This window comes from Gilvimarinus sp. F26214L (assembly GCF_054401055.1).
The window spans coordinates 52,739-65,559 of the sequence record NZ_JBTIYG010000011.1; the positions used below are offsets into that span (position 1 = coordinate 52,739).

Genomic DNA, 12,821 nt, shown 5'->3' on the forward strand with positions numbered 1-12,821 from the left:
GCGACCCAGAATGTGGGTGCGATTCTAGCACAGGCAGTCACCCCCTTCCCTCCCACTCAAAGCCCTGCTTCAGGCCCTCGGTCGGGGGCGACCGTAGCACGGGTCGGCCGAGGTGTTCGGTTTTGGCGTGACCGGGCGTCCCTGCTCGGCTGCGTCAGATTGTCAGGAGGCGTACACCGGGAACTGCTTGCAGATGTCCAGCACCTTGCCCTTCACCTCGGCGATCATCGCCTCGGCGTTATCGCCTTCGAGGGCGTCCAGCACGTCGCACATCCAATGGGTGAGCTGACGGGTTTCCGCTTCCTTGAAACCACGGGTGGTGATGGCCGGGGTACCGACCCGCAGACCACTGGTCACAAATGGTGAGCGCGGGTCGTTGGGCACGGCATTCTTGTTGACCGTGATATTGGCTCGCCCCAGCGCCGCATCTGCGTCTTTGCCGGTGTATTCCTTGCCGATCAGGTCCACCAGCATGAGGTGGTTTTCGGTGCCGCCGGAGACGATCTTCAGGCCTCGCTCCATGAAGGTGGCCGCCATGGCCTGGGCATTCTTCACCACCTGGCGCTGATAGGTTTTGAAGTCGTCGCCCATGGCTTCCTTGAAGCACACGGCCTTGCCGGCGATAACGTGCATCAGGGGGCCACCCTGACCGCCGGGGAACACCGCCGAGTTCAGCTTTTTCTCAATCTCTTCGTTGGCGCGCGCGATGATCAGACCGCCCCGCGGGCCGCGCAGGGTCTTGTGGGTCGTGGAGGTCACCACGTCGGCGAAGGGCACCGGATTTGGATAAACGCCTGCCGCGACCAGTCCGGCCACGTGGGCCATGTCCACCATCAGGTAGGCGCCGACGCTTTTCGCAATAGCGGCGAAGCGCTCCCAGTCCATGACCTGGGAATAGGCGGAAAAGCCGGCGATGATCATTTTCGGCTTGTGCTCGCGAGCCAATTGCTCGACCTGATCGTAATCCACCTCGCCAGTGTCGGTGTTGAGCCCGTACTGGACGGAGTTATAAATCTTGCCGGAAAAGTTGACCTTGGCACCGTGGGTCAGGTGCCCGCCGTGGTCCAGGCTCATGCCCAGCACGGTATCGCCCGGCGCGAGCAGCGCCTGGTAGACCGCAGAGTTGGCCTGGCTGCCGGAATGGGGCTGGACGTTGGCGTAATCCGCGCCGAACAGGGCCTTGGCTCGCTCGATGGCCAGAATTTCCACCTGGTCCACGTATTCGCAGCCGCCGTAGTAGCGCTTGTGAGGATAGCCCTCGGCGTACTTGTTGGTGAGCTTGCTGCCCTGGGCTGCCATGACCAGCGGGCTGGTGTAGTTCTCCGAGGCAATCAGCTCGATGTGCTCTTCCTGACGGCGGTCCTCGTCCTGAATCGCCTGCCAGATATCCGGATCAAAAGAATCGAGAGTTTGGGACTGGTCAAACATCGCTGCCTCGTCGCTTGCAAAGGGGAATAAATGAGAGCGCGGATTGTACAGGATGGTCGGCACTTAGTCTCTATATACGCGGGCCGATACGGGTGGAGCCTGGAGCAATGGAGAATAACAAGCTCCGGTGGACGCAGCCCAAGACCCGGCCCTCTTGCCTCATTGAATTTTGCCCCCACATTCGCTAACGTCGCTGCCGCTTTTCACCCCGGGCCGAGCGAACCCTGAACTCGCGGCCAGGCAAACACGGTTAGCGGTGGCCTGCCATGTCCCACATGGTACGCTGCCCGGATACAGGGCGCGGACAGCGCAGGATGCTGATCCGCAAGACTACCCAATCACTTACCCGGACCGACTACAAACCCTATGGCTCAATACGTATACACCATGCAGGGTGTGGGCAAGATCGTCCCCCCCAAACGTGAAATCCTCAAGGACATTTCCCTGTCCTTCTTCCCTGGCGCAAAAATCGGCGTACTCGGGCTGAACGGCGCCGGCAAGTCCACCCTCCTGCGAATCATGGCCGGGGTGGACCAGGACTATGTGGGCGAAGCGCGACCCATGCCCGACATCAAGGTCGGCTATCTTTCCCAGGAACCACAGCTGGACCCGGAGAAAGACGTGCGCGGCAACGTGGAAGATGGCGTGCGCGAAGCCAAGGATGCACTGGAAGAGCTGGACCGAATCTATGCCGCCTACGCCGAACCGGACGCGGACTTCGACGCCCTCGCCAAGCGCCAGGGCGAAATGGAAAATATCATCCAGGCCTGGGATGCACACAACCTGGACAATCAACTGGAAAAGGCCGCCGAGGCCCTGCGCCTGCCTCCCTGGGATGCGGACGTGAACACCCTCTCCGGCGGTGAAAAGCGCCGGGTGGCTCTGTGCCGCCTGCTGCTGTCCCGCCCGGACATGCTGCTGCTGGACGAGCCCACCAACCACCTGGATGCGGAAAGCGTGCTCTGGCTGGAGCGCTTCCTCAAGGAATTCAACGGCACCGTGGTCGCCATCACCCACGACCGCTACTTCCTGGATAATGCCGCCGGCTGGATTCTGGAACTGGACCGCGGGCACGGCATTCCCTACGAGGGCAACTACTCGGAATGGCTGGAGCAGAAGGAGAAGCGCCTGGCTCAGGAGGAGCGTGCCGAAGCGAGCCGCCAGAAGGCCATCGAGCGGGAACTGGAGTGGGTGCGGCAGAACCCCAAAGGCCGCCAGGCCAAGAGCAAGGCGCGCCTGGCCCGCTTTGAAGAGTTGCAGTCCCAGGAATTCCAGGCCCGCAACGAAACCAACGAAATCTATATCCCGCCGGGCCCACGCCTGGGGGATCAGGTGATTACCTTCGACGGCGTCTGCAAGGGCTACGACGACCGGCTGCTGATCGACAACCTGTCCTTCTCCGTCCCCAAGGGCGCCATCGTGGGGATTGTGGGGGGCAACGGGGCGGGCAAATCCACCCTTTTCCGCATGATCACGGGTGTGGAAGAGCCCGATAAAGGCACCATTACCATCGGCGAAAGCGTTCAGCTCGCTCACGTGGAGCAGGGCCGGGAACAGCTGGCCGACGACAAATCCGTGTGGGAAGCCATTTCCGACGGGCACGACACGCTCAGGATTGGCAGCTATGAAGTGAGTTCCCGCGCCTACATCGGGCGCTTCAACTTCAGAGGTTCCGACCAGCAAAAACGCGTCGGAGACCTGTCCGGCGGTGAGCGCGGCCGACTTCACCTGGCCAACATCCTTAAGCAGGGCGCCAACGTCCTGCTGCTGGACGAGCCCTCCAACGACCTGGACGTGGAGACCTTGCGGGCTCTGGAGGAAGCCTTGCTGACCTTCCCGGGCAGCGCCCTCGTGATCTCCCACGACCGCTGGTTCCTGGACCGGGTGGCCACTCACATCCTGGCCTACGAAGGGGACAGCGAAGTGGTGTTCTTCGAAGGCAACTACAGCGAGTATCACGACGACCTGGTCAAGCGCAAAGGAACTGCGGCCGAGCCTCAGCGCATCAAGTACAAGCGAATTGCGTAACCGGGTCACGCGGGCCGCCGGAGCGGCCCGCGTCCTCGATCCACTCTCGCGCCCACCTGGATCCCCCCTCCCACCACAGTTTGTTGTTTTCTACGCCACATTCCAAAGTCACAGGCCACAATTGACGCGCTTGGGCAGCGATTTGCGGGCCCTTTGCTATAGTCAGGAGCAATGCGGGCTCTGACCCGCAGCGCGCCTCGCGGCCCGCGTCAGCAGCTCACCACCCAGCAGTTAATGGAGTCCCGGTGGCGAAATTCTCGAATCGTTACGAGGCGGCTTTTCACAATTCGCCAAGTCCCTATGTTCTTTTGCACCGCGATCTGACCGTGGCCGATGTTAACGCGAGTCACCTGGCGTTGACCGGGCAGGAGAAGGAGGACATTGTGGGCCGATTCGTCTTCGATGCCTTTCCGGTGGACGATGAAGCCCTCGAACAGCAGCTACTGCAGTCCTATCGCAAAGTGCTCACCACCGGCTGCGAAGATCGGCTTCGGATTCTGCGCTATCCCGTTCGCGAGGGCCGACAAGGCGGGCAGGCTCACTGCCTGAGCGTCACCAATCGGCCCATATTCAACCATTCGAATCAAATTACCCATGTTCTCAACCACATCACCGAACTCACGGACGTGTGGGGTCATTCGCCCGGATCTTTTACGCCAACGCGCAGCGAAGAGCGCAAACTGCACACACTGATGGAGCAGGCGCCGGGCTTTGTGGCGGTGAGCCGCGGGGCGGACTTTGCCTTCGAGCTTGCCAACAAAGCCTTCTATCAACTGATCGGGCACCGGGACATTCTCGGGAAGCCGGTGCGGGAGGCGCTGCCTGAGCTGGAAGGGCAGGGAGTGGTCGAGCTCATGGAACAGGTGTACCGCACCGGCGAGGCCTTCGTGGGCCGCGCCCTAAACATCCGGTTCCGCCGCACTGAAAACGGTCCGCTGCTGGAGCGCTACATTGATATTGTTTTTCAACCCATTCTCGAAGCGGACCACGAGGTAACAGGCATCTTCCTGCAGGGGCACGATGTAACCGATGCCCATGAACTTTCCCGGCAATTATCCCACCAGGCCGCTCACGATTCCCTCACCGGCCTTTACAACCGACGTGAGTTCGAGCGGCGCCTGCACATGGCGCTGCGGGCACTCCCTCCCGGCGGCGTACATTCCGTGCTGTACCTGGACCTGGACCAGTTCAAACTGGTCAACGACACCTGCGGCCATCATGCCGGCGACGAGTTTCTGCGACTGGTGAGCCTCGTACTCACGTCCCGGGTTCGTCCAGCCGACACCCTGGCCCGCTTGGGCGGTGACGAGTTTGGCCTGCTCCTGGAAGGCTGCCCCGAGCATACCGCCACCCGAATCGCAGAAGAGCTGCGGGAGAGTATCAGCGACCTGGAGTTCATCTGGCAAAAGCGGGTATTCGGGGGGAGCGTCAGCATAGGCCTGGTGGCCATTACGGACCGGGACATGGGCCTGAGCGGCGCCCTCAGCGCGGCGGACTCGTCCTGCTTTCTCGCCAAGGAAAAAGGCCGGAACCGTGTTCAGATTTACCGGGTGGAAGATGACGAGCTGATCAATCGTCGACAGGAAATGGACGCCATTGGTCCCCTGCGACGGGCATTGAAGGAGGATCGGTTCGAGCTGTACTGGCAGAAAATTCTGCCGCTCGGCGAACGTGCGCTGGTCCCGGCCCATTACGAGGTATTGCTTCGTTTACGCCGTCCGGATGGCGAGTTGGCGCCCCCGCAGGATTTCATTCCGGCTGCGGAACGTTACGGCCTGATGCCGGCCATCGATCGTCATGTGGTTCGGAGGGTCTTCGTTTATTTAGCAGATCGCACAAAGTCGCCTTGCTCGCTTTCCGTCAATCTCTCGGGAGCGACACTGAACGACGAAACGTTTGCCTTGTTCATTGCCGACCTGATGGCCGCCTACCCCATTGATACCTCCCGGGTCTGTTTCGAGTTAACGGAAACGGCGGCCGTAGCCAACCTGACCCGAACGGCGGACCTCGTCGGGCAGCTGAAAACTTTCGGCTTTCAGTTTGCCCTGGACGACTTCGGCAGCGGCATGTCCTCCTTCGCCTATCTGAAACAGCTCCCCGTGGATTATCTGAAGATCGATGGGGTCTTCGTACAGCGCATTTTGGAGGACCGGATAGATTCGGCCATGGTGGAAGCAATAGCGCGAATCGCAAAAGTCATGGGGATTCGCACGGTCGCTGAATACGTTGAGAACGAAGAAATCTGCAGCCTTCTCGCCCGGCTTGGGGTTGACTTCGGACAGGGCTTCGCAATTCATCGCCCCGAACCGTTTTGCTGAAAACATGACCGGCAGACCCTTCCATGAGCCACTCACACGCGAGTCGCGCAGTGGCTCGGACTGGTCATCCACAGCGGCGATTTTCGCGGGCACAGCATAAAAACGTGCGTAGCAATAATTATTCGATTCTTTAGCAAAACGTGTCCTGACCTATAATGGGCTCCCTCGCATGCGTAGCGATTATCCCTACGCGCCTCAGTGACGCCGTTTCCAGCCGCTGTACATCAGGTTCTGCCGGGAACCGGACCCCGCTATCGGCACAGGAGCATGCTCAGCAACGACGATTACGATGATCGCGAACAAGAACAACAAGGCGGGATGCAGATAATCGTCCCGATCTTCAGATGCTGAATCCAGGGAAGCGTGGAATGGCTCTCAGAAAACCCGAAACCTTGCTCAGTCTCGTAATGCTCGCCGCCATCGTCGCGGTTGGAGCGCTGCTTGCGATGGACGTACGCGAGGAATATGAGCGGGAAATGGAAGCCGTCGAAGAAGCCCTTCACGCGGAGACTCGGCTGCTTGCAGAACATGCCAAACTCTCCATTCACGCAGCGGCTCTACTGATGGAGGCGGTCGCCACCGACATACGACGTTCCAGCCTGGAACAACGGAGCCAGGACCGAACCGCATGGGAGGCCCTTCGGTCCGTACTGGTGCACACACCGCAGGTGGGCTCGCTGATTGTTGCAGATGCGACGGGCAAGGTGCGGATCACAAGCACTCAATTCCCTGCTGTGCCATCGTTCGATGTCAGCGATCGAGCGTATTTCGAGGCGCACCGCCTGGGAGAGCACACCCGCGTCGGGCGACCCCTGGTCGGGCGCAGCTCAGGGCGTGAGTTGATCCCCCTGAGCCTCCGCCTCGAGAGCCCCTTTGGTGAGTTCCAGGGGGTGATCGTCGCAGCTCTCGACCGTGCCTACTTCCAGAGCTTCTTCGAAAACCTGCCCTCCCGCCTGGATCGGCGAATCGGCATGCACCTCGGCGACGGCACCGTTCTGGCTCTTTACCCAGCGAACCAGGCGCTTTCCTCTTACTCTCTTGCTCATGTCGCCGACCTCTTCACCGAGGTCGCGGAGCGCAGCTGGACGGGTGAATCCCCACTGGATGGGGAAAAGCGCATCATTGCCTATCGGTTCATCGAAGGGTATCCGGTGGCGGTGTCAGTGGGTTACGACTACACGGCGTTTCTGCAGACTTTCTACCCCCTCTGGATCCGTGTCAGCAGCGTGTTCCTCCTGTTCGCAACCGGCATCGCCCTGGCCACCGCGTTTCTGCGCCGGTCCATTCGTCAGGCCTACATTGCCCGTCAACGCGAACACCGCCTGGCGCGCAGACAACGCCGTTCCGATCAACTTGCGCGGGCCATTACCAGCCACCTGCCCAATGGCCGCGTTGCGGTCCTCGACCGGAAACGACGCTACCTGTTTGTGGACGGCAAAGGACTCAGCAAGTACGAGCTGCTGGCGCCCGAGCGGATCGAAGGCAAGTCCATCCGCGAGGTGCACCCACCGAGCGTGGCACGGGTGTTGGACTCTCTGGTTCGCGGAGCCTGCAAAGGCATCGAATCGGAAGGTGAACTGCACGCGGACGGCCAGACCTACAAGGTAACCGCCGTTCCGCTGAAGGATGAAAACGCCCGGGTTGATCGCGTGCTGCTGCTCACCCAGGACATCAGCGACCTGAAGAATATCCAACGCGAGCTGGAAAAACGCAACCTGGAGCTCGAGGAAATGACCCTCACGGACGCGTTGCTCGGAACCGCGAACCGGCGGGCTTTCGACCAGGAACTGGAGAAGGAGTGGCGCCGGGGTTCGCGCAAGCGCCGGCCCCTGGCCTTGCTGATGGTGGACGTGGATCACTTTAAGTATTACAACGACAGCTACGGCCACTCGCGGGGTGACGACTGCCTGAGAGACGTGGCCACCGCGCTGGAAGCGGCGCTGCTGCGCCCGGACGATCTGCTGGCCCGCTACGGCGGCGAAGAGTTGGTGGTGCTGCTTCCGGAATGCGATCTGGAGGGCGCCCTCAGTGTTGCAGCGCGTATTCATGACCGACTGGCCACGGAGGCGATCCCTTTTAGCGCGTCGCCCGGACAGAAAACGGTAACCGTGAGCATTGGCGCAGCGGCCGTGTATCCGCACCCGGACCTTGTTCCGGCTACACTGGTCAGCCGTGCCGACGAAGCGCTGTATCAGGCCAAGGAACGGGGCCGCAATCGCACCGTGGCTGCGGAAGGAGAGCTCACCGACCCACTGTCTGCATAAGATCGAGAACCACCCGGAACCCACAGGTCGGCGGATCGCCCCGGCCACCAGCTGAAGGGAGCTTGTCATGCTAACGAAAAGAATAATCACAGGAAGCATCCTCGCAGCAATTCTGCTGTCCGCCTGCAGCGAAAAACCTGCCGAGCCAATGGAAACCTCCGAGTACCAGGAAGAACTGCTGGGACTGCTCATCGAGGCCGAGCCCGGAGACGTTATTGAAATCCCTGCGGGCACCTTTCAATTCAATCGTGGACTGACCCTGAACACCGATGGTGTGACGCTGCGCGGCCAGGGGATGGACAAAACGGTTCTCTCGTTCCGTCATCAGCTGCAGGGCGCCGAGGGCTTGTTCGTAGGCGCCAATGATTTCACCATCGAAGACCTGGCCATTGAAGACACCCGCGGTGACGGCCTCAAGATCAACGATGGGCGCAACATCGTGGTACGCCGGGTGCGGGTGGAATGGACCGGAGGACCGGCCACCGAGAATGGCGCCTACGGCATCTATCCGGTCCAAACGGAGAACACCCTGATTGAAGACTCCGTCGCCATTGGCGCCTCGGATGCCGGCATTTACGTGGGCCAGAGTCGCAACGTAGTGGTACGCAACAGTCGTGCGGAATTCAATGTGGCGGGCATCGAGATTGAAAACACCGAAGGCGCCGATGTCTATGGCAATATCGCCACCAACAACACCGGCGGCATTCTGGTGTTCAACATGCCCAACCTGCCCGTGCCCGGGCGCGGTACCCGCGTATTTGACAATGAAGTGGTCGCCAACAACACGGACAACTTTGCACATGCGGGAACGGCCGTCGCCAGCGTGCCGGCCGGCTCGGGCATTGTGATCAACTCCAACGACGCCGTGGAGATCTTCGGCAACCGCATCGGCGACAACGATACGGCCAACATCATCATCTCCTCTGCGTTCTCCGCTGGCTACTACGACCCGGACGCGGTTGCAGACAACTTCGACCCGTATCCCGAGGCCATCTTCATCCACGACAACGAGTTTTCCGGCGGCGGAAGCAGCCCCGACACACTGGAGCTGAAAGCACTCAAGCTGAAAGAATTCGGACTCGGCGACTCTCTGCCGGACATCCTCTGGGACGGCTATTTCGACGCGGCCAAACAACAGAACGGCCAGACACCCATGGCGCTCCGGATCTGCGTTCAGAACGGCGACGCGGGCATTCTGAACGTGGACGCTCCCAACGGCTACAGCAATATCTCCACCGACCTCGCCCCCCACGACTGCAAACTGGAAGCGCTGCCCGCTATCGAGCTCGGCGAACCGGACGAGGCCGCCTGAAATGCGCCTGCTGCTCCTCACTGCCGTCCTGCTGCTCGCCGCCTGCGGCTCACCCCCAACCACGCCGCAACTCCACCCGGAGGATGCCATACCGCCGCAACTGGCCGACTGGGGCCTCGTCTACCGCGACGGGGCCGAACTCCATTGGTCGCAGGACGTGGAAGTCTATGACCTGAGCACGCCACTGTTCACAGACTACGCCCACAAACTCCGGACGGTCTTCGTTCCGCGAGGGCTCACATTCAGCCGTGACGAGGGAGGACGTCTGCAGTACCCGGTCGGGACCATTTTCAGTAAAACGTTCTACTACCCCCGCGGCAACACTGCATCGCAGGTCCGCAAGGCATCTTTCACCGCTTCTGATCTTCAGGGGGGGCTGAAGCTCGACAAGTTCCGTTTGCTCGAAACACGCCTGCTGGTTCACTACGAAAGCGGCTGGAAAGCCTTCGTCTACGTCTGGAACCAGGACCAGACCCGCGCCGAACGCAAGATTACCGGCGCCCTGGTGCCGTTGCAGCTTACGGGCGCAGAGGGCGGGGCGCAGAACTTTACTTATGTGGTACCGGACGCGAACCAGTGTCTCGGCTGTCATGCCACCGCGTTCAACACCCGACAGGCACACCCCATCGGACCGGCACGACCGGATTTCATCAACCGCAGTTCACCCATTAGCGGCAAGAACCAACTGGAAGACTGGATGGAGCGCGGCTGGTTGACGGACTCCCCGGAACACTGGGCGCGCGCACCCGACTGGCAGGATGAGAGCGAAGACCTGGATGCCCGCGCCCGCGCGTACCTGGACATCAACTGCGCCCACTGCCACAGCGCCAGCGGCGCAGCGGACACCAGCGCCCTGTGGCTCAACCGTGAACCCGTGCCCGACCAGCATCTGGGCCTGTGCAAGGCACCTATCGCCGCGGGGCAGGGCACGGGCGGGCGACGCTGGGCCATCGCTCCCGGGGACCCGGACAACTCCATACTTGTCTACCGAATGGCGAGCCTTGACCCGGGCGCCATGATGCCGGAGCTGGGCCGCAGCCTGGTCCATGAAGAAGGGCTCGCACTCATACGCGAATGGATTCAGAATCTGGATGGCACCTGCAAGGCGAACCTTGCCAGTAGCGTGACCGGTCACTGATCGGCGCCGCGCTTTACGGGAGAAAGACTATGTTGAACAAGACCGTCAACGAGTGGTTGCTTGAGTATGGCGAAAGCCATCAGAACCCAACCAACAAACTGATCCACTGGATCTGTGTTCCGGTAATATTCTGGTGTGTGCTCGCGCTACTGTGGGAAGTGCAGGTCGGGAACAACCCCTGGCTGAATGCCGCCGTCCTCGCGACAGTGCTCAGCGTACTGTTCTATCTGCGATTATCCGCAACCCTTGCCCTTGGCATGGCGGTAATCTCGGCGGCCTGCCTGTTGCTGATCCGCGCCTATGAAAGCTCCGCCGCGCCCTGGCCGCTGTGGCAATTTGCGCTTGCGCTCTTTGTGCTGGCCTGGATCGGGCAGTTTGTCGGCCACAAGGTGGAAGGCAAAAAGCCGAGTTTCTTCAAGGATCTCCAATTCCTTCTGATCGGCCCCGCCTGGTTGCTGAGTTTCGTCTACCGAAAGCTGGGTATTCCGCTAACCGCAAGAGCAGAGAAGCTACACGGCCACTGACCTTCTAAACGCCTTAAGTTGGCACAAAGAGTTCTGACGTGGGGCCGCCCGGCCCTGTCGCGACCTTCACCAGCAGGGATGCTGGTGAAGAGCCCCCATGGATGGGTTCACGGCGTGTCGCGGCAGGGTCGGGCGGCTCCGCGTCCGGCACAATCCCTCCCGAACGCGGAATTCACCGTCCTTAGAAACGCAGACTCAAACCAACGCTGAGAGCATTCCCTTCTGACTCGTATTCACCGGCAACAGTACCGCCAGCCATCTCCTCCCAAATGATATCCGTGTCATCCAGCAGAATATGGGTATAGCTGATATCCAGTACCGCATTGTCGGCAACCTCAGTGCTCGCCCCGAGCGCAAGCCAGGTTCGATCATTGTCCGGCAAACGCGGAGTACGCAGCCGCGCATTCGGTACCGGCGTCTCGTCGTAGGCAACACCAGCGCGCAGAGTCCACGCTTCGTTCGCATCGAAACTCAGCCCCAGACTGTAGCGCATAGTGTCATCCCACCCCAGGGGCTCCACCGCCGTCGGAGTCAAAGGGTTGTCAAACTCGATCACAATCGCGTCGAGAGTGGACCAACCCGTCCAGGTCACATCCGCCAGCAAGGACAAACGATCTCCGATACCCTGGTAGTAAGACAGAGCCAAAGTGTCCGGCAGAGTCAGATCCGCAGTGTTGTCGCTGCTGGAAAACGTTGCCGCCAAACCTCCGCCGAGGAGCGGACCGAGAGCCTCGAAACCACCACGAGCAACAGGTGCACTGAACGTACCGTCGCCCTCCAGCTCGAAATCAATTTCCGAACGATAAGAGAGACTCACTCGAGTATCTTCCGCGGGGGACCAGATCACTCCCAGATTGTAGCCATAACCGATGTCATCGCCTTCCGCTTCAACCTCACCGTCAAACTCACCTGCACCCGGTCGGGCACCGTTGGGGCAAAGCCCGCCCACAGCCTGGGCGCAAATCGCCGCATAATCCATCGCGCGGGACAAAGTCACCTCCGTCTGGTTGATGCTCACACCCGCACCGAAAGACCACTCGTCATTCAGCCGAAACGCCACGAAGGGATTAAGATTGATACTCGCAATGTCCGAGTCCAAAGTCTGATAACGGCCGATCCAGTCGTCCTTGTACTCGGTCGCCAGACCAAAAGGCGCGTTGATCGTGAAACCGCCAAACCAGCCACCGCCGATTTCCGCCGTATACGCCAGATTGGGCAGCACCGCTGTGGTTCCGCCGTCGTCCTTCACGCGCGACGACGCAAGCAAAGCACCGGCTTCCGGGCTAACCTGCGCATCGCCGAACTCAAAACTTGCGTCAATGTAGTGCAGGCCCAGGTTCATACCAGTGCCAATGTGGGCTGCGGCCGCCGGGTTGTACCACACTTCACTCGCGTCCTCAGCCATGGCGCCACTGCCCGCATAGGCGGTGCCAAGCCGGCTGGCGCTCTGCTCCAGAATCGCAAAGCCCGCCGCGTTGCCGGCTTGCGGGTAATTCAGTGCAGCCAGACAAACGCCTGCGCTCATCAGCACCGTCCAGTTCTTGTTCATCACGTGTGATCCTCCATTTACTTCTAGCTCTGATTACTGCTGCATGGCCTCGTTGAGGTCATGCAAATCCCTACGACACACGATCGCAGACGCACTGCCTTGCAAGCCGCACACCTTATTCTTCGTGGCTGACTCCTCGTCCAGTCTGCCAGGGCAACGAGCAAGCCCACGCAAGATGAATGCCGAGTCGCGCGCTAAAAGTTCCAGGTGTCGGCCCACTGTTGCCACCGTTCCGCCGCATTTATTCGAATCGGGCGGAC

At 60.7% G+C, this 12,821-nt stretch carries 8 protein-coding genes; 6 read left to right on the forward strand and 2 right to left on the reverse strand.

The window, feature by feature from the left end; translation table 11 throughout:
- Positions 1–162 precede the first annotated feature (162 nt).
- A complete protein-coding gene (glyA, locus tag ACURWW_RS12930) occupies positions 163–1,428 on the reverse strand; it encodes a serine hydroxymethyltransferase (protein WP_445617504.1) in 1,266 nt (421 codons plus the stop codon).
- Positions 1,429–1,794: 366 nt separating this feature from the next.
- Between glyA and ettA the strand changes: the two genes are divergently transcribed.
- The 6 genes from ettA to ACURWW_RS12960 all read left to right on the forward strand — a co-directional run bounded on the left by ettA (position 1,795) and on the right by ACURWW_RS12960 (position 11,012).
- Positions 1,795–3,456 (forward strand): energy-dependent translational throttle protein EttA, encoded by a 1,662-nt coding sequence (gene ettA / locus ACURWW_RS12935; RefSeq protein WP_445617503.1) that lies wholly within the window; start codon positions 1,795–1,797, stop codon positions 3,454–3,456.
- Positions 3,457–3,701: 245 nt separating this feature from the next.
- Positions 3,702–5,774, forward strand: a complete 2,073-nt coding sequence (locus ACURWW_RS12940) for a putative bifunctional diguanylate cyclase/phosphodiesterase (protein ID WP_445617502.1) — start codon at positions 3,702–3,704, stop codon at positions 5,772–5,774.
- A 368-nt stretch (positions 5,775–6,142) separates the two neighbouring features.
- The gene (locus tag ACURWW_RS12945) at positions 6,143–8,038 is read left to right on the forward strand and encodes a diguanylate cyclase (protein WP_445617501.1); all 1,896 of its coding nucleotides are present in this window, start codon (positions 6,143–6,145) and stop codon (positions 8,036–8,038) included.
- Positions 8,039–8,105: 67 nt separating this feature from the next.
- Positions 8,106–9,350, forward strand: coding sequence for a parallel beta-helix domain-containing protein (locus ACURWW_RS12950; RefSeq protein WP_445617500.1), 1,245 nt, complete (start codon positions 8,106–8,108; stop codon positions 9,348–9,350).
- 1 nt (position 9,351) lies between these two features.
- Positions 9,352–10,488 (forward strand): SO2930 family diheme c-type cytochrome, encoded by a 1,137-nt coding sequence (locus tag ACURWW_RS12955; protein WP_445617499.1) that lies wholly within the window; start codon positions 9,352–9,354, stop codon positions 10,486–10,488.
- A gap of 29 nt (positions 10,489–10,517) precedes the next feature.
- Positions 10,518–11,012, forward strand: coding sequence for an Mpo1 family 2-hydroxy fatty acid dioxygenase (locus ACURWW_RS12960; protein ID WP_445617498.1), 495 nt, complete (start codon positions 10,518–10,520; stop codon positions 11,010–11,012).
- A 181-nt stretch (positions 11,013–11,193) separates the two neighbouring features.
- Here ACURWW_RS12960 and ACURWW_RS12965 read toward each other — a convergent pair whose 3' ends face one another.
- Entirely contained in the window at positions 11,194–12,561 is a 1,368-nt protein-coding gene (locus tag ACURWW_RS12965; RefSeq protein WP_445617555.1) for an OmpP1/FadL family transporter, read from the reverse strand.
- Between the last annotated feature and the right edge of the window lie 260 nt (positions 12,562–12,821).

Excerpts from the sequence above, each read along its gene's own strand:
- glyA (WP_445617504.1), bottom strand. The coding sequence starts at position 1,428 with ATGTTTGACCAGTCCCAAACTCTCGATTCTTTTGATCCGGATATCTGG.
- ettA (WP_445617503.1), top strand. The coding sequence starts at position 1,795 with ATGGCTCAATACGTATACACCATGCAGGGTGTGGGCAAGATCGTCCCC.
- ACURWW_RS12945 (WP_445617501.1), top strand. The coding sequence starts at position 6,143 with ATGGCTCTCAGAAAACCCGAAACCTTGCTCAGTCTCGTAATGCTCGCC.
- ACURWW_RS12950 (WP_445617500.1), top strand. The coding sequence starts at position 8,106 with ATGCTAACGAAAAGAATAATCACAGGAAGCATCCTCGCAGCAATTCTG.
- ACURWW_RS12955 (WP_445617499.1), top strand. The coding sequence starts at position 9,352 with ATGCGCCTGCTGCTCCTCACTGCCGTCCTGCTGCTCGCCGCCTGCGGC.
- ACURWW_RS12960 (WP_445617498.1), top strand. The coding sequence starts at position 10,518 with ATGTTGAACAAGACCGTCAACGAGTGGTTGCTTGAGTATGGCGAAAGC.
- ACURWW_RS12965 (WP_445617555.1), bottom strand. The coding sequence starts at position 12,561 with ATGAACAAGAACTGGACGGTGCTGATGAGCGCAGGCGTTTGTCTGGCT.